Below are 21345 nucleotides of genomic sequence, written 5' to 3' on the forward strand. Positions count from 1 at the left end.
TCGAAAGGATGACAGTCGGTCGGACCAGTCGGCAGCACACGATCTACGGTTCGTGACCGGATCACTCCCCGTGGCCCCGAAAGGCCAGGACGCGAGCGCGACAGAATAGCCCTTCCCTCAAACGGGTTTCGACCCCACACGAAGGATCACTCGGCCGAACCCGGTAGCGAAGGCGACGAACGACCGGACTGCTACCAAGTGACCAGGGCAAGATCGTCCCAACGACGGACGATGCCCGTTGCGGGCGGTGGCACGCTCGACGACATGATCCACCGGACAGCGGCCACCGCCGCGCAGCAATCCCGTAGTGGGCGGATTTCTTCTCTCGATTTACTCCGGGGGGTGGCGATCCTCGGCACCTTCGGGACGAACGTGTTTCTTTTCGCGCATCCCGGCGGGCCCGCGGGCTTCTTCCAGGATTTCGTCGGGACCGCGAACGGCGTCGCGGAGCACGTCGAAATCGGACTTCGTACGCTCAGCAACGGCAAGTTCCTCGCGCTGCTCACGATCCTGTTCGGCGTGGGCCTCGAGTTGCAGTATCAGTCCGCGCGGAGGCGCGGTGTCTCCTGGCCTGGCAGGTATCCACTCCGGGCGGGAATTCTGTTCATGGAAGGGGTCGCGCACTACCTGCTCGTTTTCGAAGGCGACGTGCTCATGGCCTACGGGCTCACGTCGCTGCTCGTCGCGTACCTCGTCGGCCGGAGCGATCGGGTCGTCCGCAACGTCGTCGTCGTGGTGGGTGGCGTGTACACCACGCTGATCCTCGCCGCGACAGCGTTGCTCGTGGCCGGACCGGGCGTTTCCGGCGAGGCGGCCCCGGTCGACCCCGCCACGACGGCCAGCTGGCCCGCGCAGGTCGCCGTCCGCTTCAACGAGTTCCTGATGTTGCGGGCGGAGACCATCCTGATCGTGCCCTCCGCCGTCGTCCTGTTCCTGCTCGGTTCCCGGCTGCGGAGGGCCGGTGTCTTCGAAGACACCGAGAAGGGCGCACAGCTTCGTGCGCGACTGCTCGTGCTGGGCTTCGCCGTCGGCTTGCCGCTGAACGTGCTGACCGGTTTCAGCGGGCCGGACTGGTTGCTCGTCGACAGGTACCTGTTGCCACCACTCGTCGCCCTGGGCCTGCTCGCCTTGGTCACCCATCTCTCACTTCGGATGCGTGAGAAGCCGGGATCTGTCCGAAGTGGACTGATCGCGGTCGGCCGAACGGCTCTCTCCTGTTACGTACTCCAGAACCTGCTTGCCGGTTTCCTGTGCTATGGCTGGGGACTCGGGCTCGCCGAGCGTTTCGCGGATGCCCGTCCGTGGTGGATCGTCGGCCTCTGGACCTTCGTCGGATTGGTGAACGTCGCGTTCGCTCTCTTGTGGCTTCGGCGTTTCGACCGTGGCCCCCTCGAACTGCTCATGCATCGTCTCTACGCCCCGCGGCGGACGCCACCGCGCGTTCCCGCACCTCCCTCACGACGAGGGAGTGCGTGAACGCGGACGACACCGCGCTCAGCCAGGCGCTTTCCTCCCGCATGCTGGGCTGCGCCTCGTCCGCGCCCGCCGGATGGTGTGGCCAGCTCCGGCCGGCCTCACGCATCACCAGCGCCGCCGCGACTTCGGCGGCGGCGCGCGTGGGTTCGTCGACCGGGGTGCGCAGCCAGTCCCCGAGGTGCGGCGGGACGTGTGCCCGCAACGCCAAGACGCCATCACGGATTTCGATCAGCCTGCGGTACAGCTTGAACTCGATGTCGTGGCGCACGGGCAGGGCGATCTGCGGGTGAGCGGCGACGAGCTCCTTCCACAGCGGTGTGACCGCCCGGATCCCTTGCCACGCACGCACCAGGCGGAGAGCACCGTCCCAGGTGGTGAACAGTCCGCCGAGAACCCACAGCACCATCGCGCAGAGTCCGAGAAGGCGGGCGCGCGGCATGAAATCGAGGTCCGCGAGGTCGGTGATCTCCAGCCACAGCGACGGAAGCCCGGAGAACAGCACCCATCCGATGGTCGCGACCGCGGCGCAGACGAGGATCCGCAGCCCTGTCCGGAACGTCCCTCGTGGACGGCCCGCGGCGCTGCGGGCCAGGGTGCGGGTGAACATCGCCAGGCACGTGACCCCGTACGTCGTGAGGACCACCTGATAGACCACGACGCTCAAGCGCCATTGGAATTCGGGTGTGCCCACCTCGAGCCGATGTGGCGCGATGTCCAGGTAACACAGGACCATCACGGCCCAGCACAGCACGATCGGCCAGAACGGTGTCGGCTTCTCCGGCGACCGGGTACTGCGGACCAGTTGCACCAGCGCGCGCATCGCGAGCAGTTGCAGCGCGTTGGTGACCAGCCGCGGGAGCAGCTCGTCGCCGAGCAACCGGACCGTGGTCTCGGCGGAGACGGCGAGGCCTGCCGCCATGCTGAGGAAGAACGTGACCAGATGCTTCGGCCCGGTGCGGACCGTCACCAGCCGGGCGAGGCCGATCAGCGCCAGCAGCCCGGCGGACAGGTAGCTGATCACGAGCCGAGAGCGTGGCGCAGCCGATCGGATCCGGGCCCGGCGCCCACGGCGCGGCGCATGAGCAACGACGCGACGAGTTCGGCCTCTTTCTCCTGCTCCTGCGCGTACGTCGTGCGGCCGAGCACCCTGCGGACCAGGTCCACCGACAGACTGGGCGTGATCAGCGCGGCCACCGTCTCCGGCAGCACCTCGCCTTCGACGTGCCCGCACAGCAGATGACCGAGTTCGTGCAGCAGGATGTGCACCTGGTGCAAGGGGGACGTGTCCTGCGTGTAGAAGACGTAGTCCGCTCGATCGGTGGCCGCGAGCACCCCGCACGGCGCTCCCGGCCGAGCCTGGAGCGCCACCAGTTCGATGGGCCGCCCCCGCATCGCGGCGACCTCACCGAACAACGTGGTGACCTCGAACGGATCCGGTAGTCGCACAGCGGACGCGATCCGCTCACATCTGCGCCAGAGCGCACTCTTCCTGCCGAACATTGGCTACTCCCCCTGGTTGCGCCTGGACTCCCGCAGCTTGATCGCCTCGACGATATCGGCCACGGTGCCGAGCCCCTCCTCGGACAACGTCACCGCACGCAACGCCAGGTTCCGTACTGCGACGTTGCGCAAAGCTCCCAGCAACTCGACCTCTTCGGCAAGAGCTCTCCCCTGCTCGTCGTCGAAGAAGTACGCGGGCGGCACCTGGAAGAACCCCGCGAGCGCTTCGAGGTGCCGTTTGGTCGGGTTGTCCCTGCGGCCTGTCCGCAGTTGCCAGAGATAGGCGGCGGAGAACGACTCCCCGGTGCTCTCCCGGCAGGCTCGCGCCACCTCCTCGTGACTGTACTGCTCACCGTTGGGCCGTCGGACCACCTGGAAGAGGCGGTCGATCCGTTCGGTGAGCGTCGTTGCCCGTGGTTCGGTCATCATCACCTCCATTAGCTGAGATGAACGCTACCCGGTTGTCTGTTCATCTGGGATTGACAACCGTCAAGAAGCTCCCATAACGTCTCTCACGTTAGCTGAGATGAATGACTGAGGGGTGTCGGTCAATGTTGGCTGACGACCTGGAGGGGGAGTTCTCATGAAGAAATTGCTGATCGCAGCGGCCCTGGCGGTGGCCGCGGTGACCGTGTCGGCGCCGCCGGCTCTCGCCGTGGAGACCGGGGACTTCTACGCCACCGGCATCGGCCCGTATCCGTCGGACGCCATCACGTCGGCGGAACGCGTCGCCCGCACCTTCGCGCGCAACACGGGCTGGCTGGACTCGCAGTGTTACCGGCGCAGTGCCGACGTCCGGTCCCACACGAGCTACTACAGCGCGACCGTCTGGCTCTACTGCCAGCGCTGACGCAGCACTCGCCGAAGAACCCAAGGAGAGGGAAGTATGACCAGAATGATCGCCCGTGGCGCGGGGGCCGCGGTCCTCGCAGGACTCATGACACTCGCGCCGACGGTGGCGAGCGCCTCGGAGAGTGTCCAGGAGACCCGTGCGTTCCTCGGGACGACCGTCGAGAAGACCTCGGCGTCGGCCAAGCGAACGGCGCTGCAGCAGGCCTACGATCACGCGTCGGTTTACGGGTACACGCCCGATCAGTGCGTGACCATCCACCTGTACTCGGTGAAGATCAGTTTCGTGATGTACCGCGGTGAAGCCGGGATCCACTGCACGAAGTAGCTCGCGAGACGGCTCGGCCCGGAGACCACTCCGGGCCGAGCCGGGCGCTCAAGCCCGTCGGCCGGCGAGGACCGCGAGGCCGAGGAACACCACCACCCCGATCGCCGCGACCACGACGAGTCCCGGCGTGAAGCCGTGCCCGCGCTGCACGAAGGTGCCGATGCTGCCGAGCACCGCCACTCCGAGCGCCAGCCCGAATTCCACACTGGTCTCCGACAACGCCGACGCCGCACCGGCCCGCTCGGGCGGCGCCGCGCTGACCACGATGTCCGTGCTCAGCGCCATCACCGGCCCCAGACCGAGGTAGATCAGCACGAGTCCGGCGACCAGTGGCGCAACCCCCTGTTCTTCCGGAGTCCAGGCCAAGACGAAGAAGCCGGCCGCCGACACCGCCAGCGACCACGCGAGCAACCGGTGAACCGGCATCCGGCGAACCACTGCGGGTGCCGCGACCGAGGTGAGCACCATCGCCGCCGCGGAGGGCACCAGCCACAGACCGGCCTCGAGGGGTGACAGCCCGGTCACCTGCTGGAGATAGAGCGCGGCGAAAAGATAGACCCCGGCGACGCAGGCGAGCGCGGCGAGCAGGATCAACAGCGCGTTGCGGAACGGCCGCGCGGCGAACAGCCGGAGGTCGATCAGCGGGAGGCTCAGCTGCCGCTGCCGTCGCAGGAACACGATCCCGGCACCACCACCGAGCAGCAGTGCGATCGCACCCGGCAGTGCCGACCCGCCTTCGGCGAGGTGCTTGATGCCGTAGACGATCGGCAACACGGCCGCCAGGGACAAGGCCACACTCGCCAGGTCCAGTTTCCCGAGTTCGGTGTCACGCTGTTCCGGCAGCAGGAGCGGGCCGGTGATCAGGAGCAGGATCATCACCGGGACGGCGAGCAGGAACACCGAACCCCACCAGAACCATTCGAGCAGCAGCCCGCCTGCCACCGGGCCGAGCGCCACTCCCGCCGACAGACCCGCGGACCAGAGCCCGATGGCGGCTCCCCGCTGGCGCGGATCACGGAACATGCTCCCGATCAGCGCGAGGGTGGACGGCATGAGAGTCGCGCCGGCGATCCCGAGCAGCCCGCGGGCGACGATGAGCAGCTCGGCAGACGGCGCGTAGGCCGCCAGTACCGAAATGACCAGGAAGACCGCGGCACCGATCAGCAGTAGTCGGCGCCTGCCGACGCGGTCGCCCAGCGTGCCCATGGTGACGAGGAAACCCGCGACCAGGAAGCCGTAGGCGTCGGAGATCCACAACAGCTGGCCCGGGCTCGGGTCCAGATCGGCGGCGAGACTGGGAAGCGCCAGGTACAGGACCGTGGCGTCCATGGACAGCAACGCGGTCGGCAGCACCAGCACGGCGAGGCCGAGCCACTCACGGGGCCCCGCGGAGATTCGGAGTTGTCGGTCGGACATACCGCGACGCTAATGTCTCACATAGATGTGAAAGTCAAGCGCGAATTTCGGAGGCGTCGTGCGCATCAGCGAACTGGAACGCAGGACCGGCGTCAGCCAGCGTCTGCTGCGCTACTACGAGGAGCAAGGCCTGCTGCGGCCGGAGCGACTCCCCAGCGGCTACCGCGTGTACACCGACGCGGACGTGACCACCGTCGAACACATCCGCAATCTGCTCGCCGCGGGCCTTTCCACCACCACGATCGCGGATCTGCTGCCCTGCATGGGTTCCGAGGGCGGGAAACTCATTGCCGACTGTCCCGAACTCCTGCTGGACCTGCATCGCGAACGCGCCAGGCTCAGCGCCGCGATCACCGAGTTGACCACCGCCCGCAGCACCCTTGACCAGGTCATCGCCACCGCGCCACCCTTGGTCGAACAGGCGGCCGCGCAACTACGCGAGGCCGGCTGACGCTTCCCCTGAGGGCAAGGAAGCACGCATTCGACTCAAGGCACGCAAGACGTCGTCGCGGTTCTTCGCCGACTTGATCCAGGCCGGAAGGCGGCTGGCCAGACTGCTGTTCCGGTTCGGCACCTGCTCGCGGAGTCCCGCCGCGACATACCTTTCCAAGTAGTCCAGGTGGGCTTCGTGATACGCCCAGAGGGTCTCTCCCCTGCACGGGGTTTGCAGCCACAGCTCCAGACCGCGATACCGGGGAACCGCCGGAACGGACCAGGACCACGTCGACGACACGGGCAGCTCGGTCGCGGTCCGGCAGCCGGGGCAGGACACCGGCAGAGTGCGCGGCTCGGCACGCCGCCATCGCTTTCGCCACTGCGTCACCGACCGCCCGCAGTTCCGGCAGCGGCCGTGAGCACGGAACTCCACCTGGCCGATCGAGGCGCCCGGGTGCCCGTCCACTTTGGCATAGCCGCATCCCGTGCAGCTCACCCGCGAGTAAGACGCCACCGCCTGCCCGGTACATCGTGGGCAGCGCACCAGGACCGACCCCGTTAGCAGGTAGCTCAGGGGTTCATCGCGATCAGTGAACCTGGTGGACATTTCGTCACTCTGGCACACCGAGTTCGGCCCGGACCACCGCTTATTCGGAGGGGGTCGTGAGTGGCGTTTCGGGTTCTAACCCGAAACGCCACTCACGACTACCAGAGCGTGGACGGTCCCGAGACGACCCAACCGGCGTCGACAGGTTTGACCCAGAAGCCCAAGGCCACCTCGATCGTCTGCTCTCGGAAGGAGATCTCGACGTACAGATTGCTGCCGGAGTCACCCCATGCGAAGCTCCCCAGGTCGAGCTCGCCGAGCCAGGACGAGTCGCGTTCCCACTCGCCGGCAGCGGGCTCCGAATCAAGGCTCGCACCGAAGGAACCTGCCCAGAGCGATTTGAGCACGTGCTTGACCGACGTGTGATCGACGAGTTGTTCGGCCTCAAGGATCTTTCCATCCCGCAGGAGGCCGAAGCAGCGACGAACAACGGCTTCGACGTCGGTCTTGGCAGGCGGCTCCATCCAGATCTTCACCGCCGAGACACTAGGCGCCGAGGGTGGTGAGCAGAGTCCGGGCGGCCTGCTGTGCCTGCCGTCGCCTCCGGTCGTCGTCGACTCCCTGCAACTGGAAGTACCAGTGCGCTTCCACCAAGCAGGCCAGGGCGTAGGCGACCTGCTCGACGCGCTCGGCGTCGGCGTCCGGGTACGCGAGGCCGAGCTGTCGCTCGATCTCGGGTAGCCATCGGCCGGTCCACAACTCGTGCAGACGCTGCCGGACGGTTTGGTCCCTGGCCGCCTTGGCGACCAGTTCGGCCCAGATCACCAAGTCCTCGCGGCTGCGGTAGGTGCCGGGTTCGAACAGCCGGTCCAGCCGCGCTTCGATCGGCTCGCGCTCGGGCCCGTCGCCACCGACCATGCGATCGCCGTACTCGGCGACGGCAGTGGTGATGAAAGAGGCCATCAGCTCGTCGCGGCTGCCGAAGTAGTGCAGCACAAGGGTGCGCTGCAGCCCGGCCGCCGCGGCGACGTTGGCGATGGTGATGCCCGCCAGTCCGTCGCGGGCCACGACCGCCGTCATGGCCCGCAGGATTTCTCCCATGCGTTGACGAGCCTTGCTAGGCCGCCCTACTTTATTGACTGACACGACAGTAAATATATCAGCGGGGAGCCGAGGCATGCGAGTACTGGCACTGGGCGGCGCCGGAGGCATGGGCAGGTATGCCTGTCGTGTCGCGGCCGGCCTTGAGCAGGTCACCGATTTGACCGTGACCGACCTGAACGGCGGCCGCGCCGAACGCGCCGCGGCCGCCACGGGGCCCGGCGTGCGCAGCCTGGCCTTGGACGTGACCGACACTCCGGCATTGCGGGCGGCTCTCGCCGATGCCGACGTGGTGCTCAACACCGTCGGGCCGTTCTTCCGTTTCGGGGAACCGATCCTGCGCGCCGCGATCGATGCCGGATGCTCCTACCTCGATATCTGCGACGATTGGGAGCCGATCGCCCCGATGCTCGAACTGGACGCTCTCGCCCGTTCGGCGGGCGTCACCGCGGTGGTCGGCATCGGCGCGAGTCCAGGGATCACCAATCTGCTCGCCGTTCTCGCCGCAACCCAGCTGGACTCCGTGGACGAGATCATCACCGGGTGGAGCCTTGAGGCAGCGCCGCCCGAAGCGGCCCCCGACGGCAAACCCAGCGCCGCGGTGGTGCACGGCATCCAGCAGGTCACCGGGACGATCCGCGTCACCCGGCACGGCCGGGCCGTCGACGAACGCCCGCTGCGACCGGTCCGGATCGACTATCCCGGCGTCGGTCGGCGAACCGTGCGGACCTTCGGCCATCCCGAGGCGCTCACGCTCCCGCGCATGTTTCCCGGCACGACGAGCGTCAATGTCACCTTCGCCGGGCCCGGCGTGATGACGGCGATGGCCGCGATCGGTGCCGCCGTGGACCGGGGCATCCTGTCACCACACCGGGCCGCGTCGATCATCGAGCGGGCCGAACGCGTGCTGCCGAGCACCTTCGAACGGACCTTGGGGCCCGGGCGGCTGCCCCCGATCTTCGCGCTGGCCAACGGAACCCGTCACGGACGGCCCGCCGCGGCCGGGTGCGCGCTGGCGCAACTACCCGGTACCACCATGGGGGAAGTGACCGGGATTCCTCTGGGCGTCGCGCTCGGACTGCTCTCGAGCGCCGAACCCGGCGTGCACACTCCCGAGAGTTCGCTCGCCCCAGCGGATTTCTTCTCCGCGTTGGCACCGTACTGCCTCGGCTCACCCGACCCGGACGACATGGTCGTGACCACCCGGTCCTGGGATCCCGCACCGGAGCAGGCACTTCGCACGGCCTTCGCCAACGCGCGCGCGGTATTGGCGAGAACTGCGACAGCGTGACCGTCGCGGTCAGGCGGTCAGGTCCAGCCGCTCACCACCCGCCTCGGTCTCCAGTCCGGCCCAGCCCAGCCTTCACACCCGCATCTCGCGCTCCTTCGTCTTCGGGTCACCGTCGAATTTAGCGTACGCACGTACGCTATTCTCAAGACATGTCACCCCGACGCTCAGCGGCCGACGCGCAGGCCACCAAGAGCCGGATCCTTGTCCGTGCCGCCGAGATCGCCTCCGAGGAAGGGCTGGACGGCATCACCATCGGTCGGCTCGCCGAGGAACTGGAGATGAGCAAGTCCGGCGTGCACAAACACTTCGGCACCAAGGAGACACTGCAGATCTCCACGCTGGACAAGGCGTTCGTGGACTTCTGGCACCGGGTGGTCGAGCCCGCGCTCGCCGAGCCTCCCGGTCTTCGGCGGCTGCGCACGGTCTGTGCCGGCTCCGTCGGCTACCTGGAAGAACCCCTGCTGCCCGGCGGCTGCCTGATGACCGCGGCGCTCACCGAGTACGACGGCCGCCCCGGCCGCGTCCGCGACGCGGTGGCCGAGGTGTGGTCGCGCTGGCGAGGGCAACTGAGGGCGGACCTGACCGCGGCAGTGGAGAACGGCGAGCTCCCCGCCGGATTCGACGTCGACCAGGCGCTGTTCGAGATCGTCGCCGCCGGACTGGCCCTGAACGCGGCCATGCAGCTCCAGCACGACCGAGCGGCCGCCGGCCGGGCACGCCGCGCGATCGAACGGGCCTTGAACCAGGCCTAGTCCTTTTGACCGGTACGAAACGGCCCGGAACCGTTCTCAGGCTCGATGTGCGATCACCCTCCGATCAACAGAATGGGATTCACTCACAGCTCGTGGCCGGTCACCGGTCTTCGGGCGACGTTCGAAGGAGGGGTATCGGATGGGAAAGACGTGGTCCATCGCGCTCGCGATCGGCGTCCTGGGGACAGGGATGCTCGCCGGGGTACCGGCGGGAGCGTCGCCGGGCGGGGTGCGGTGGGGTCCGTGTCCGGCCGACTCCGCCGCACCCGGTCTCGAATGCTCGACGATCAAGGTCCCGCTGGACCACAAGGACCCCGGCGGCCGTCAGATCGACGTCGCCATCTCTCGGCTGGCCAGCAAGAACCCCGAGAAGCGCCGAGGTGTCCTGCTGACCAACCCGGGCGGACCGTCCCCGGGGCTGAAGTTCCCGGCCGAGCTGGCCGCGGCGAAACTTCCGCAGAGCGTGCTGGACAGTTACGACCTGATCGGCTTCGATCCGCGCGGCCTCGGGCACAGCACCCCGGTGACCTGCGATCTGACACCGGAGCAGCAGGCGGTGGGCAACGTCCCGCCGTACGCGCGCAACGCCGCCGACGTGGCGAAGCGGGCCGAGCAGTCGAAGGCCATCGCACAGCAGTGCGTCGCCTCGAAGACCTCCTGGATGCTGCCGCACATCAGCACCGCCGACACCGCGCGCGACATGGACCGGATCCGCGCGGCGCTCGGCGAGGAGAAGATTTCGTTCGCCGGCTACTCGTGGGGCACCCACCTCGGTGCCGTGTACACGACGCTGTTCCCGCAGCGCGGCGACAGGATCATCCTCGACAGCAACGTCCATCCTGGCGGCTGGGACTACGCCAACGACAGGCTCTACGCGCAGGGCTTCGACGACCGCTTCCCGGACTTCGCGAAGTTCGCCGCCGCTCAGGACGGGACCTACCACTTGGGTTCCACTCCCGAACAGATCACCGCCAAGTACTTCGAGCTCGCCGGGCGGCTGGACAAGAAACCCGCGCAGGACGTCGACGGCGCCGCCTTCCGGATGCTCACCTACGGCTTCCTGTTCAGTGACGCGGGAATGCCGCTGGTGGCCAAGATCTGGCAGGCCATCGACACCGGCCAGCCACTCCCGCCGCTCGGCGGCGCCAACGTGTCCAATGTGGACAACCTGATCTCCGGTCGCTACCACGTGATCTGCGCCGACTCACGCTGGCCACGGTCGGTGGGCACCTACCAGGCCACCGTCGCGCTCGACAGGCTCCGCCACCCGATGTTCGGCGCCGCCGGGGCCAACGTCCAGCCTTGCGCGTTCTGGCCATCGCCCACCGAACCGCCGGTGAGGATCGGTGACCGAGGCCCTTCGAACGTCCTCATGCTGCAGAACCAGCGAGACCCCGCGACGCCGCTGGTCGGCGCCGAGCGCCTGCGCCAGGCGTTCGGAGACCGGGCCCGGATGGTCACCGTCGACGCGGGCGGGCACGGCGTCTATCCCTACCTCGGGAATCACTGCGCCGACACCGCGGCGACCACGTTCCTGACCACGGGACAGCGCCCGGAGCGCGACCTCGCTTGCGCGGCCGAGCCCCGTTGATCGCCGGGTGGTGGCGGACAGTCGTCCGTCACCACCCGTGGTTCCGGGGCATGATGATCACCTGAACGCCCGACGAAGCAGGAAGGACAGCCGGTGCTCCCGACCACCACCACGCGGCCGGTCCGTGGCCTGGTGATCGCCGAGTTCGTGGTCTTGGTCGGGTTGAACCTCGAACAGCTGCTCCGGCGGCTGATCCCGCGCGGCCCGGCTCCTCCGGGAGAGATCTTCTATTTCGCGGCGGGCGTGGTGATCGTCGTGCTCGCACTGCTGCGGCGCCGCTTCCCGGAGCGAACCGCGGCGCTGGCCGGCGCGGCGATCGGGCTTTCACTGGTCTGCAGTGCCGTGGGCTTCCTCGGGAAACCCGCCGCGCAGATCGACGGTGATCCCGAGATCCTGGCGTTGATGCTGCTGACCGGAGCGGCCTGTCACCGGGTGTCCCGCGGTCTCGCCGGCGTGCTCGCGGTACTCAGCGGCCTCGCGATGGCAGCCGCCCCGGTCCTGCGGTACGGCGACTCCTCCACGACGCTGACCGTCGCGGTGCTGTGGGCGTTGCTGTGGGGCGGAAGCATCATGATCGGCCTGATCCTGCGCGACGGCGACGCCCGTCGCGAGGCCGCGCTGGTGGCCGCGCGGGAACGGGAGCGGCTCGAATTGGCGAGAGAGCTGCACGACTTGGTCGCCCATCACATCACCGGGGTCGTGGTTCGGACGCAAGCCGCCGGCGTGGTCCTGGCCGACGGTCCCGAACATGACCTGATCAAGGAGATCGAGCACGCCGGCGCGGAAGCCCTCGCCGCGGTAAGGCGCCTGGTCATGATGTTGCGCGACCCCGGGCACACGTCGCCCGTCGTCGCGAGGGACCTGGTGAGGACCGTCGAAGCCGCGGCAGGCGAACAAGAAGGCGTCACCCTGCGGCTGGCACCGGGGTTGGCGGACCTCGCGATCGCGCCGGAAACGGTGTCGACCGTCCACCGCGTGGTGCTCGAGTCGCTGACGAACGTGCGCAAGCACGCGGCGGACGCCCGCGTCATCACCGTCACGGTCGAGCCCGCCGACGACCAGCGCTACCTCCGGGTCGAGGTCGTCGACGACGGGCTGCGGCCAAGCCGCGCACGCCGATCGGCCGGTGGCTACGGGCTGATCGGGATGGGCGAGCGGATCGCGGCACTCGACGGGAGGCTGTCCGCCGGTGAACACGGCGAGCGCGGCTGGCGGGTCCTCGCCGAACTGCCTCTCCCGGGTGGAGCGGCGGCGGCCCGGCCCAGAGAAGGAGGCTCGGCCCAGTGACGCTGCGAGTCCTGCTGGCCGACGACCAGGCCATGGTGCGCACGGGGTTCCGGCTCATCCTGGAGCGCGTGCCCGGAGTCGAAGTCGTCGGCGAAGCGGAAAACGGCGAGCAGGCGGTGGCGCTGGCCCGCGAGCTCCGCCCGGACGTCACGCTGATGGACATCCGGATGCCGGTGATCGACGGCCTCACCGCCACCCGGCAACTGGCGGGCCCCGACGTGAAGGACCCGTTGCGCGTTCTGGTCGTCACCACGTTCGACCTCGACGAACTGGTGCACGAGGCGCTCTGCTCCGGCGCCTGCGGATTCCTCCTCAAGGACGCCGGTCCCGGCCTGCTGGTGGAAGCCGTGCACGCGGCCGCGAACGGCGAAGCCCTGGTGTCGCCGTCGATCACCACCCGGCTGCTCGCCCACTTCACCGGCTCCCCGATCCGGCGTCGCGCCCGCCGCCCCGACCCGGCCCTGAGCCAGCGCGAACTCGACGTCACCCGGGCCATCGCACGCGGTCGGACGAATGCCGAGATCGCTACGGAGCTGACGATCTCCCTGTCCACCGTCAAAACCCATCTCGCGTCGATCCAGCGCAAGATCGCGGCTCGCAACCGCACCGAGATCGCCGTGTGGGCTTGGGAATCCGGTTTGGTACGCCAAGTGTGACGTCCGGCCGGGCGTTGTTCGCACCGCGGACACGAGGCGCAAACCGCCTCGCGGCGCCGATCGACTGGTGACCCATCGCGTTACTCGACTCCAAGGAGTGCCGCGAGATCATCGGCGACGGCGCTGAGTTGTTCACCCGCGTCCACCGTGAAGGTCGCTTCGGCGCGCCAGCCGTCGGGATCGGACGCTTCGGCCAATTCGACGACCAGGCAGACTCGGCTTCCGAGATGTCGTCCCACAATCCGGAGATCGTGCTCAAGAGACTCGTAAACACGGTCACCTGCCCACCCGTGCCAGTTCTCCGCCATTCCGGCGAAGAACTCGACGAGATCGTCAAAGCCCACGGCGTGGTGAGACGCCACGGTCTTCTCGGCACGTAGTCCGGTGTCGACGACCTCGACGCCGACAGACCAGATCTCTCCTCCGGCTCCGCGGATGACATCACTCAGGACGAGGGCATGTCCGTCCAGGCCGATCACCACCTGCTTCACCCGCCCATCATGGCAAACACCCCAGATGAGGTACTGTCACCATCAGATGATGTGAACATCTGATCGGAACATCCCTTCGACCCCGAGTGGAACTGATCCGCATGCGCGTACTCTTCGCCGCCCTCGCATCGGTCGGCCACACCTACCCGCTGATCCCGCTCGCGGTCGCCGCCAGGGAGGCAGGGCACGAGGTGCATTTCGCCGCGGGCGAGAGCGTTCACCCGCCACTGCGCAGAAACGGGCTCCGGCCCTTTCGCCCCGCGGATTCGTTCTACGAGATCTACGCCGAGGACCTCGAACCGGAACTGGCACGGCTTCGACCCGACCTCGTCGTGCACGAATGGGGATTGCCGGGGGCTGCCGTCGCCGCGCGACGCGCCGGAGTTCCCAGCCTCTGGCACGGGTTCGGCCGCATGTTTCCCGACGGGATCGGACTCCAGGTGCCCACCGGCGGACCACACCTCGACATCTGCCCACCGTCTTTGCAGGACAAGGACTTCCTTGCGACGACCGAGCGCATCGAGCTGCGACCGGTTCCCTATTCCGAACCGGCATCTTCCCCGTGGCGCAGCGACACCACTTCGCGACCACTGATCTATCTGACGCTCGGCACCGCCTTCGGCACGCCGGAGGTGCTCATGACCGCCATCCGGGGACTGGCAGCGCTCGGCGCGCGGATTGTGGTCGCCTCCGGACGGGTTCGCCCCGAGGAACTGGGCGCCATACCGGACAACGTCACAGTACGGCCTTGGGTATCGCAAGCGGAGTTGTTGCCGCACGTCGACGCCGTCGTGCACCACGGCGGCAGCGGTACGACCCTGGGCGCGCTCGCCGTCGGCCTCCCGCAGCTGATCCTCCCTCAAGGCGCCGACCAGTTCGCCAACGCCGATGCACTCAGCACCGCGGGCGCCGGACTGCGCCTCCTGCCCGGTGAGGTGAGTGCGGACGCCATCACCGAAAACACTCGGAAACTGCTGCCGCACCAGGGAAAAAGCAGTCATCGCGACGCCGCCCGCACGATTGCCGAAGAAATCGCCCGAATGCCCTCTCCTGACGAAGTGGCCCGAGAACTGCCGAAATCGGCGTTGTTCAAGCCGTAAACCGGCGTATTCCCACTTGTTCGAAATCCGACGACGACTATCTGCGTCCAGTGAAAGGCGTCAGCGGGTTCCAGAGTTCGCATTTGTGCTGGCGAGGGATCTCGGTGGTGAGTTGACTGTCTCCGGCGGCGTTGAGCGACATGACGACGGGATTGTCCTCGGTGTAGGGGTCCCAGCGCGGCGTGCCGTCCACCGTCGGGTCACCGGTACGGGCGAATCCCGTCCACTGTGCGACGAGTTGGTCGGACAGCACCTGCTGATTGGGATTGAGCTTGACGCCGTCCGGGAGCAGCAACAGCCATTCGGCGATGTGGTAGGCGCCGTTCGGTTTCGTGGGGTCGACGAAGAATTGTGGCGGCACGTCCGTGGCGTCCATCTGATAGGCGTAGACCGGGATGTGCCGCGCCAGCCGTTCGTTGTTGAGCGCGGAGGGGCACACCGAGTTGGAGTCGGCCACGATCGTCCGGAAGGCCAGGAACGGGGCCGGTACGGGGAAACGCGCCAGCGGATACGTCCGGCGGACCGCGGCCGCGTGCTTGCCGTACTGCTGGTCGACCAACCGGTCGTAGTCGGCCGGGGTCGAGGCGGAAGGCAGCTGGGTCTCGTCTCGGGCCACGCCGTGCATCAGCGCCACGTCGTTGACGCGCCCGGTGGCGAAGGCCTCGCCTGGCGACATCGGCAACGTCGTTCCGTTCACGATCGGCGCGATCGTTCCGCTGTCGGGTTCCCTCCCGTGACCCGCCTGTTCGAGCAGGGTGGCAGCGGGTGCACCGCGCAGACACGCTGCGGCTTCGGCCGCGACGCCGCAGCCCACGGCGGTTGCGAAGCGCGCCCCGGCGCGGTGGGCCTGTTTCTCGGTGGGCAGTTTCGCCTTGCAGTCCTGCGCCTGCCACACGGTGTCCACGCCGAGCAGCGAGTTGTACTCCCCACTTTCGCTGATACCGCGGTGGAACAGCCCTGCCGAAGCGGGCGACGTGGTGTGGGCGCAGACGCTCGAGCCGCCCGCGGAAGCGCCGTAGATCGTGACGTTGTGCGGGTCGCCGCCGAACCGCGCGATGTTGCGCTGCACCCAGCGCAACGCGGCTTGCTGATCCTGGAGCCCGTAGTTCCCGGCATGGGCACCGAACGCTTCGTGCGCCAGGAAACCGAAGATCCCGAGCCGGTAGTTGACCTCCACGCTGATGACGTTGCCCGCCGTCACCAGACGGCTCGCGTCCTGCGGCTTCCACAGCAGGAAACCGCCGCCGTGGATCTGGACCATCACCGCGAACGGCCCGGGTCCCGCCTTGGCGGGTACCCGGACGGTCAGGTTGAGGCAGTCCTCGTTGTTCGAGCCGGGACCGGCACCGGCAGGCTGCGCACACTGGTTGCCTTCCGCGGTCGCGGCGAAGGGTTCGGTCCACGGGGCGGGCCGCCTTGGCGGCTTCCAGCGCAGGCTGCCGACCGGCGGTGCGCCGTAGCGGATCCCTTGCCATGACCTGACTTCGGGGCCGGCGACACCGCACACAGGGCCGTCGTCGGTCACCACCGCGGTGCCCGGCGAGCAGGCAGGCGCGGGCAGCTCCGCCCTGGTCAGATCGCTGGCCATGGAAGCCGAGCCGGCCAGTGACATCACCAGCACGACGACAGCCGCCAAGGCGGTGACCATTTTCCGGTCGAGTCTCATCCGTCCTCCTTCACCCCCGCCCGGCCGAACCGGCCGATCGGAAGATTCGCGGCACACGAGTGACATCGACGCACCGAACAACGGTTCGGCGGCCCGGACACGACGACGACAGTGCCCGCCGATCTCCAGTCTGGCCACGGCTCCGGAAGGCGCAACCTCCGTTCGGTCGCGCCGGAATGGTGAAACTACCGGGGAAAATGGTCTTTCAGCCGGGGATGGGAAGGGGTTAGCAGGTCTTGCGGAGGTAGCCGGACGCGCCCTCGGGGACGACGTCGCGGTCACGGCGGACGATGCTGAGCGAATGGCCCCAACGGGCGCACGCGTTCGCGAGGCCGGTCTCCGTGTACTCGATGACGATCACGTCGTCGCCGAACGACGAAACGTACTCGTCACAGTTGTCCTGCTCTCCGCACTCTTCGGCGACCGCGAAGTCGAGCCCGTTCGCCTGCCGGTTCCGGGCCAGTTCCGAGGTGTTCTTCTGCCCGATCGCGAGGCCCTTTTCGTGGGCATACGCGGAAAGCAAGCGAATGTAGGCCTGAGCGTCCTCATCGGACAGAAGGCCTTCGGAGCGGGTGAAACTGTCGTAGTTGTCCGGCTCGATCGCCCGGTAGCCCTTGGCCGCGCACTCGTCGGTCCACGCGTTCGCCTTGGCCGCCACCCGCCCGCGTTTGTCCGCGGTCCGGAGGTCGAGCAGGGCTTCGCCCCAGTCTTCGTCCATGACGACGTCGCCGTTCGCGTCGCGCAGCAGGAGGTCGCCCCACTCCCCCTCCGCCCCGGGCTGAGCCTGGAACGCGTTGACGTAACAGATGTTGTACAGGCCCTCGGCGGGGTCGACGGTGTGGTCGCGGCTGACGACCCCGACCCCGGGCGGCGGCGGGTACGCGCCGCCGATCTGGTAGTCGAAACCGGCCTTCACCGGTGGCGACAGGAAGCCGCTCGCCGAGGCCGTGCAGCCGCCGACAGCGACGGCGCACAAGGCGGCCCCGGCGAGCAGGACGCCGCCGATACCGGGATTCCCCTTGCCGAAGCCGCTCAAGCCGCCACCTGCTCTCCACCCGCTGGTCCTGTTGGTGGAATCTAGCCGACGGCTTGAGCTGCCTGTGCCCCCTACTCGTCGAGAAGGTCCTCGATCTGGATGGGGATGTGCCGGACCCGGATGCCGGTGGCGTTGTGGACGGCGTTCGCCACGGCCGCCGCCATCCCGACGGTGCCGATCTCGCCGATTCCCTTCGCGCCGATCGAGTTGTGCAGGGTGTCCGGGTACTCGACGAAATGGACGTCGACCTCGGGGATGTCCGCGTTCACCGGGATCAGGTAGCTCGCGAAGTCACCGTTGGCGAATCGCCCGTTGGCCTCGATCTCCAGCCCCTCGTGCAGAGCGGCCGACACGCCCCAGATCATGCCTCCCATGATCTGGCTCCGCGCCGCCGTCGGGTTGATGATCCGGCCGGCGTCGAATACGCCGAGCATGCGGGACACCCGGATCTCGCGGGTCCACTTGTGCACGCGGACTTCGCAGAACTGGGCGCCGAACGAGCTGAACGAATGCTTCGTCAGCTCCTCGCCGGGTGCCGACGATCCGGTCACGGAGATCGACGGGCGGTTCAAGGCCCGCAGGAGCTCTCCGAAGGTCATCGACCGGTCTCCGGCCAGCACCCGGCCGTCCGCGTAGGAGACGTCCATGCCGTCGAACGGCGCTCCCGGGGCCGACGCCACCGCCAGCAGGTCGTCGATCGCCTTCGCCGCGGCGATCATGATGGCCGTTCCCGCGCTCGCGGTGGCCGTCGAGCCACCGGACATGCCGCCGGGCGGCAGTGCGGAGTCACCGAGCCGCGGCACCACCCGATCCGGCGAGATGTCCAGTGATTCCCCGCCGACCAGGGAAAGCACGGTCAGCAGGCCGGTTCCCGGATCCGCCCCGCTGGTCGCGACGACGGCCGTGTCGTCGGACCGCAGGGTGATCCCGACCGTCGCAGGGAAACGCAGAGCGGGGAACATGGCCGTCGCCGTGCCGACACCCACGAGCCAGTCTCCGTCCGCCCGTCCCTGGGGCGAGCGCTCAGACCAGCCGAACCGCGCGGCGCCGACCCGGAAGCATTCGTCGAGGTGCTTGCTCGACCACTGCAGATCCTTGCCGGGCGGCGCGGTCGAGTTGTTCCGCTGGCGCAGCTCGATCGGATCCATGTTCAGCGCGACCGCGAGCTCGTCGATCGCGCTCTCCAGCGCGAAAGATCCGGGCGCCTCGCCGGGCGCCCGCATGAAGGTGGTCGGCGGAACGTTCAGCGGCACCATCTTCTGGCTGATGGCCAGGTTCCGGGTGGCGTACCACTCGCGTGAGGTGCCGTGCGACGTCGGCTCGACGAACGACCGGTCCATCGGTGTGCTGCACCAGGAGTCGTGGCGCAGCGCGTTGAGGGTGCCGTCGTGCTCGGCCCCGAGGGCGATCTTCTGCACGGTCGCGGCGCGGCCCGCGGTCGCGGTGAAGACCTGTTCCCGACTGAGCGCGGCCTTGACCGGCCTGCCGAGGACCCGGGCGGCGGCGGCCGCCAGGAACGCCGGCGTGGACGTGCGGCCCTTGCCGCCGAACGCCCCGCCCACGAACGGGTTCACCGCGTGCACTTCGGACGGTTTCGTGTCCAGCGCGCCTGCGAGTTCCGCGGCCTGGAGATCGGATCCCTGGTTTCCACTGTGGATCGTCAGGCCTTCGGGACCCCACACGGCGACCGCGGAATGCGGTTCCATCGCGGCGTGGTTCTGGGTCGCGGTGGTGTACGTGGCTTCGACGACCACGGGGCTCTCGCCCAGCGCGTCCTCGATGGAGTCGACGCCGGGCGCGAGAACCGCGAGCGACGGTGGTGAACCGTCCCTCGCCGCCGGTGCGTCTTCGGCCGTGGCGAGGCCTTCCTGCAGCGACGTCAACGCGGGACGGGCCAGGTAGGAGACCTCGACGAGCATCGCGGCGTCGCGCGCCTGTTCGTAGGTGTCGGCCACCACGAAGCCGATCGGCTGGCCGTAGTAGGCGACTTCCTTGTCCTGCAAAGGAACCCAGGTCTCACCCATGAACATCGTGACCGGGGTCCGCAGCTCGAGCGGGTCGAACGGCGTGTAAACACCGATCACGCCGGGAGCACCCCGTGCCTCCGCGACGTCCATCGCCTCGATCTCGCCATGGGCGATCGAGCTGGTCACGACATACCCGTAGGCCATTCCGGGGAAGGTGTGGTCCGCCCCGTATTCGGCCTGGCCGGTGACCTTCAGCGGCCCGTCCACCCGGCTGGTCATCAGCGGCTCCCCTCGGTCAGTTCGAGCAGCGCGCGGACGATGGTCCGCGGCAGCAACGACGTTTTGAATCCGTTAGCGGCCAACGGGCGCGCGTTCTGGACGGCCAGCGCTGCGGCGTCTTCGAAGGCGGAGACGGTCGCCGGTGCGCCGCGCAAGGCCGCCTCGACCTCGGGCAGCCGCCACGGCACGGTGGCCACGCCGCCCACCGCGACCCTGGCGTCGACGATGCGCGAGTCCTCGACGTGCAGCGCGACCGCGGCGGAGCACAGCGCGAACTCGTAGGACTGCCTGTCGCGCACCTTGACGTACGTGGAGTTCGAGGCCCAGTCCAGCCTGGGGACCACGACCTCGGCGATCAGCTCGCCGGGGCGCAGGTCGTTCTCCACCTCAGGGGTTTCCCCCGGCTGCCGGTAGAAGGAGCCCAGCTCGACGGTGCGGCTACCGGTGGCGCTCACCAGGCGGAGCCGCGCGTCGAGGGCGACCAGCGCGACGGCCACGTCACTGGCGTGGGTCGCCACGCACGAGTCGCTGGTGCCCAGCACCGCGTGCATCCGGTTGGCACCCGAGATCGCCGGGCAGCCACTGCCGGGATCCCGCCGGTTGCACGGCATGGCGACGTCCCGGAAGTACGAGCAGCGGGTGCGCTGCATCAGGTTTCCGCCGATGCTGGCCATGTTCCGGATCTGCTGGGAGGCGCTGAGCAGCAGGGCACGGGAGATCGCCGGGTACACGCCGGGGTGCCCGGCGATGTCGCTCATCCGCTCCAGCGCGCCGATCCGCAGCCCGTCGGCGGTGTCGATGCCGCGGAGCGGGACCGCGTTGATGTCCAGCACCTGGTGCGGTGTCAGGACATTGAGTTTCATCAGGTCGACGAGTGTGGTCCCGCCCGCCAGGAAGGTGCCGGGTGAGGCGACAGCGGCTTCGACGGTCTCGGGGGCGATCAGCTCAAAGGGACGCATCGGCCCGCCTCGCCTGCTCGACCGCCGCGATGATGTTCGGGTACGCCGCGCACCGGCAGAGGTTGCCGGACATGAACTCGCGGACGTCCTGGACGTCCTGCTCGACGGCGGCGACCGCCGACATGATCTGTCCGGACGTGCAGAACCCGCACTGCAGGGCGTCCTGGTCGACGAAGGCCTGCTGCACCGGATGCAGTCCATCCACTGTGGACAGTGCTTCGACCGTGGTCACCGGCTGTTTCACGGTGGCGGCCAAGGTGAGACAGGAGAGCACCGGCCGTCCGTCGACGTGCACCGTGCACGCGCCGCATTGCCCGCGGTCGCAGCCTTTCTTCGGCCCCGTGACGGCGAGCCGCTCACGCAGCGCGTCCAGCAGTGTCACCCCGGGATCGACACTCAGGTGTTCCGTCCTGCCATTGACTTCGAGTGAGATGTCCACTGGATCTCTTTCCGCAGATCGTCAGGACCGAGCGCCCGACGGCGTAGGTTGAGGTGGTGGGAGTCCGTCCGAGAGGTGTAGCGGATATTCATCCGCTTCATTTTTCAAGCTAGCGGATTACAATCCGCTTCGCAATGTCGGTACTCGCCCCTGGAGTCACTCCAGGTCCCCCGGGTTCC

Annotated in this window: 22 protein-coding genes; 10 read left to right on the top strand and 12 right to left on the bottom strand. The window is 68.3% G+C overall.

All coding sequences use genetic code 11. The features are described 5' to 3' along the window. Window positions 1-264 precede the first annotated feature (264 nt). Window positions 265-1476 carry a DUF418 domain-containing protein gene (locus ACLJRM_RS18940; RefSeq protein WP_410663872.1) on the top strand — a complete coding sequence of 404 codons (1212 nt, stop codon included), beginning with the start codon at window positions 265-267 and terminating at the stop codon, window positions 1474-1476. On the opposite strand, the gene ACLJRM_RS18945 is transcribed toward ACLJRM_RS18940, so the two are convergent. The 3 genes from ACLJRM_RS18945 to ACLJRM_RS18955 are packed head-to-tail and all read right to left on the bottom strand — an operon-like array spanning window position 1400 to window position 3405. Next, window positions 1400-2497 (bottom strand): MAB_1171c family putative transporter, encoded by a 1098-nt coding sequence (locus ACLJRM_RS18945; protein ID WP_410663788.1) that lies wholly within the window; start codon window positions 2495-2497, stop codon window positions 1400-1402. The two genes, ACLJRM_RS18940 and ACLJRM_RS18945, sit on opposite strands and share 77 nt — an antisense overlap. Next, complete coding sequence (locus ACLJRM_RS18950) at window positions 2494-2922, bottom strand: ImmA/IrrE family metallo-endopeptidase (RefSeq protein WP_233223273.1); 429 nt, start codon at window positions 2920-2922, stop codon at window positions 2494-2496. The genes ACLJRM_RS18945 and ACLJRM_RS18950 overlap by 4 nt, the downstream gene beginning before the upstream one ends. A gap of 57 nt (window positions 2923-2979) precedes the next feature. Continuing rightward, the gene (locus ACLJRM_RS18955) at window positions 2980-3405 is read right to left on the bottom strand and encodes a helix-turn-helix domain-containing protein (RefSeq protein ID WP_168214320.1); all 426 of its coding nucleotides are present in this window, start codon (window positions 3403-3405) and stop codon (window positions 2980-2982) included. Between the two features lie 154 nt (window positions 3406-3559). Between ACLJRM_RS18955 and ACLJRM_RS18960 the strand changes: the two genes are divergently transcribed. Further along, window positions 3560-3826 carry a hypothetical protein gene (locus ACLJRM_RS18960; RefSeq protein WP_101607799.1) on the top strand — a complete coding sequence of 89 codons (267 nt, stop codon included), beginning with the start codon at window positions 3560-3562 and terminating at the stop codon, window positions 3824-3826. 36 nt (window positions 3827-3862) lie between these two features. Beyond that, window positions 3863-4153 (top strand): hypothetical protein, encoded by a 291-nt coding sequence (locus ACLJRM_RS18965; RefSeq protein ID WP_101607798.1) that lies wholly within the window; start codon window positions 3863-3865, stop codon window positions 4151-4153. 48 nt (window positions 4154-4201) lie between these two features. Here the strand turns inward: ACLJRM_RS18965 and ACLJRM_RS18970 are convergent, their stop codons facing one another. Then, a complete protein-coding gene (locus tag ACLJRM_RS18970) occupies window positions 4202-5569 on the bottom strand; it encodes an MFS transporter (protein WP_410663789.1) in 1368 nt (455 codons plus the stop codon). Window positions 5570-5627: 58 nt separating this feature from the next. Here ACLJRM_RS18970 and ACLJRM_RS18975 point away from each other — a divergent pair, with 58 nt between their 5' ends. After that, entirely contained in the window at window positions 5628-6020 is a 393-nt protein-coding gene (locus tag ACLJRM_RS18975; protein WP_101607797.1) for a MerR family transcriptional regulator, read from the top strand. A 689-nt stretch (window positions 6021-6709) separates the two neighbouring features. Here ACLJRM_RS18975 and ACLJRM_RS18980 read toward each other — a convergent pair. Continuing rightward, the gene (locus ACLJRM_RS18980; protein WP_410663790.1) at window positions 6710-7087 is read right to left on the bottom strand and encodes a hypothetical protein; all 378 of its coding nucleotides are present in this window, start codon (window positions 7085-7087) and stop codon (window positions 6710-6712) included. Window positions 7088-7097: 10 nt separating this feature from the next. Further along, a complete protein-coding gene (locus ACLJRM_RS18985; protein ID WP_410601285.1) occupies window positions 7098-7631 on the bottom strand; it encodes a TetR/AcrR family transcriptional regulator in 534 nt (177 codons plus the stop codon). 97 nt (window positions 7632-7728) lie between these two features. Here ACLJRM_RS18985 and ACLJRM_RS18990 point away from each other — a divergent pair, with 97 nt between their 5' ends. From ACLJRM_RS18990 to ACLJRM_RS19010, 5 genes are all read left to right on the top strand, one after another. Next, window positions 7729-8943 carry a saccharopine dehydrogenase family protein gene (locus ACLJRM_RS18990; protein WP_410663791.1) on the top strand — a complete coding sequence of 405 codons (1215 nt, stop codon included), beginning with the start codon at window positions 7729-7731 and terminating at the stop codon, window positions 8941-8943. A gap of 149 nt (window positions 8944-9092) precedes the next feature. Further along, on the top strand, window positions 9093-9695 hold the full coding sequence (locus ACLJRM_RS18995; protein ID WP_101607793.1) for a TetR/AcrR family transcriptional regulator: 603 nt from the start codon (window positions 9093-9095) through the stop codon (window positions 9693-9695). Between the two features lie 139 nt (window positions 9696-9834). Then, window positions 9835-11286, top strand: coding sequence for an alpha/beta hydrolase (locus ACLJRM_RS19000; protein WP_410663792.1), 1452 nt, complete (start codon window positions 9835-9837; stop codon window positions 11284-11286). Between the two features lie 93 nt (window positions 11287-11379). Continuing rightward, entirely contained in the window at window positions 11380-12573 is a 1194-nt protein-coding gene (locus ACLJRM_RS19005) for a sensor histidine kinase (RefSeq protein ID WP_410663793.1), read from the top strand. Beyond that, window positions 12570-13229 (top strand): response regulator, encoded by a 660-nt coding sequence (locus ACLJRM_RS19010; RefSeq protein WP_101607790.1) that lies wholly within the window; start codon window positions 12570-12572, stop codon window positions 13227-13229. Before ACLJRM_RS19005 ends, ACLJRM_RS19010 begins: the two co-directional genes overlap by 4 nt. An 80-nt stretch (window positions 13230-13309) precedes the next feature. Here the strand turns inward: ACLJRM_RS19010 and ACLJRM_RS19015 are convergent, their stop codons facing one another. Continuing rightward, on the bottom strand, window positions 13310-13720 hold the full coding sequence (locus tag ACLJRM_RS19015) for a DUF6228 family protein (protein ID WP_410663794.1): 411 nt from the start codon (window positions 13718-13720) through the stop codon (window positions 13310-13312). Between the two features lie 101 nt (window positions 13721-13821). Here ACLJRM_RS19015 and ACLJRM_RS19020 point away from each other — a divergent pair, with 101 nt between their 5' ends. Beyond that, entirely contained in the window at window positions 13822-14820 is a 999-nt protein-coding gene (locus ACLJRM_RS19020) for a glycosyltransferase (protein ID WP_410663873.1), read from the top strand. A gap of 37 nt (window positions 14821-14857) precedes the next feature. On the opposite strand, the gene ACLJRM_RS19025 is transcribed toward ACLJRM_RS19020, so the two are convergent. From ACLJRM_RS19025 to ACLJRM_RS19045, 5 genes are all read right to left on the bottom strand, one after another. Then, entirely contained in the window at window positions 14858-16486 is a 1629-nt protein-coding gene (locus ACLJRM_RS19025; protein ID WP_410663795.1) for a carboxylesterase/lipase family protein, read from the bottom strand. A 226-nt stretch (window positions 16487-16712) separates the two neighbouring features. After that, window positions 16713-17522 (bottom strand): endo alpha-1,4 polygalactosaminidase, encoded by an 810-nt coding sequence (locus ACLJRM_RS19030; protein WP_410663796.1) that lies wholly within the window; start codon window positions 17520-17522, stop codon window positions 16713-16715. Between the two features lie 71 nt (window positions 17523-17593). Further along, a complete protein-coding gene (locus ACLJRM_RS19035) occupies window positions 17594-19768 on the bottom strand; it encodes a xanthine dehydrogenase family protein molybdopterin-binding subunit (protein ID WP_410663797.1) in 2175 nt (724 codons plus the stop codon). Then, a complete protein-coding gene (locus ACLJRM_RS19040; protein WP_410663798.1) occupies window positions 19768-20727 on the bottom strand; it encodes an FAD binding domain-containing protein in 960 nt (319 codons plus the stop codon). The genes ACLJRM_RS19035 and ACLJRM_RS19040 overlap by 1 nt, the downstream gene beginning before the upstream one ends. Next, window positions 20714-21166 carry a (2Fe-2S)-binding protein gene (locus ACLJRM_RS19045; protein ID WP_101607783.1) on the bottom strand — a complete coding sequence of 151 codons (453 nt, stop codon included), beginning with the start codon at window positions 21164-21166 and terminating at the stop codon, window positions 20714-20716. The genes ACLJRM_RS19040 and ACLJRM_RS19045 overlap by 14 nt, the downstream gene beginning before the upstream one ends. Window positions 21167-21345 lie beyond the last annotated feature (179 nt).

It is taken from the genome of Amycolatopsis sp. lyj-84 (assembly GCF_046549075.1).
Taxonomy (GTDB): domain Bacteria; phylum Actinomycetota; class Actinomycetes; order Mycobacteriales; family Pseudonocardiaceae; genus Amycolatopsis.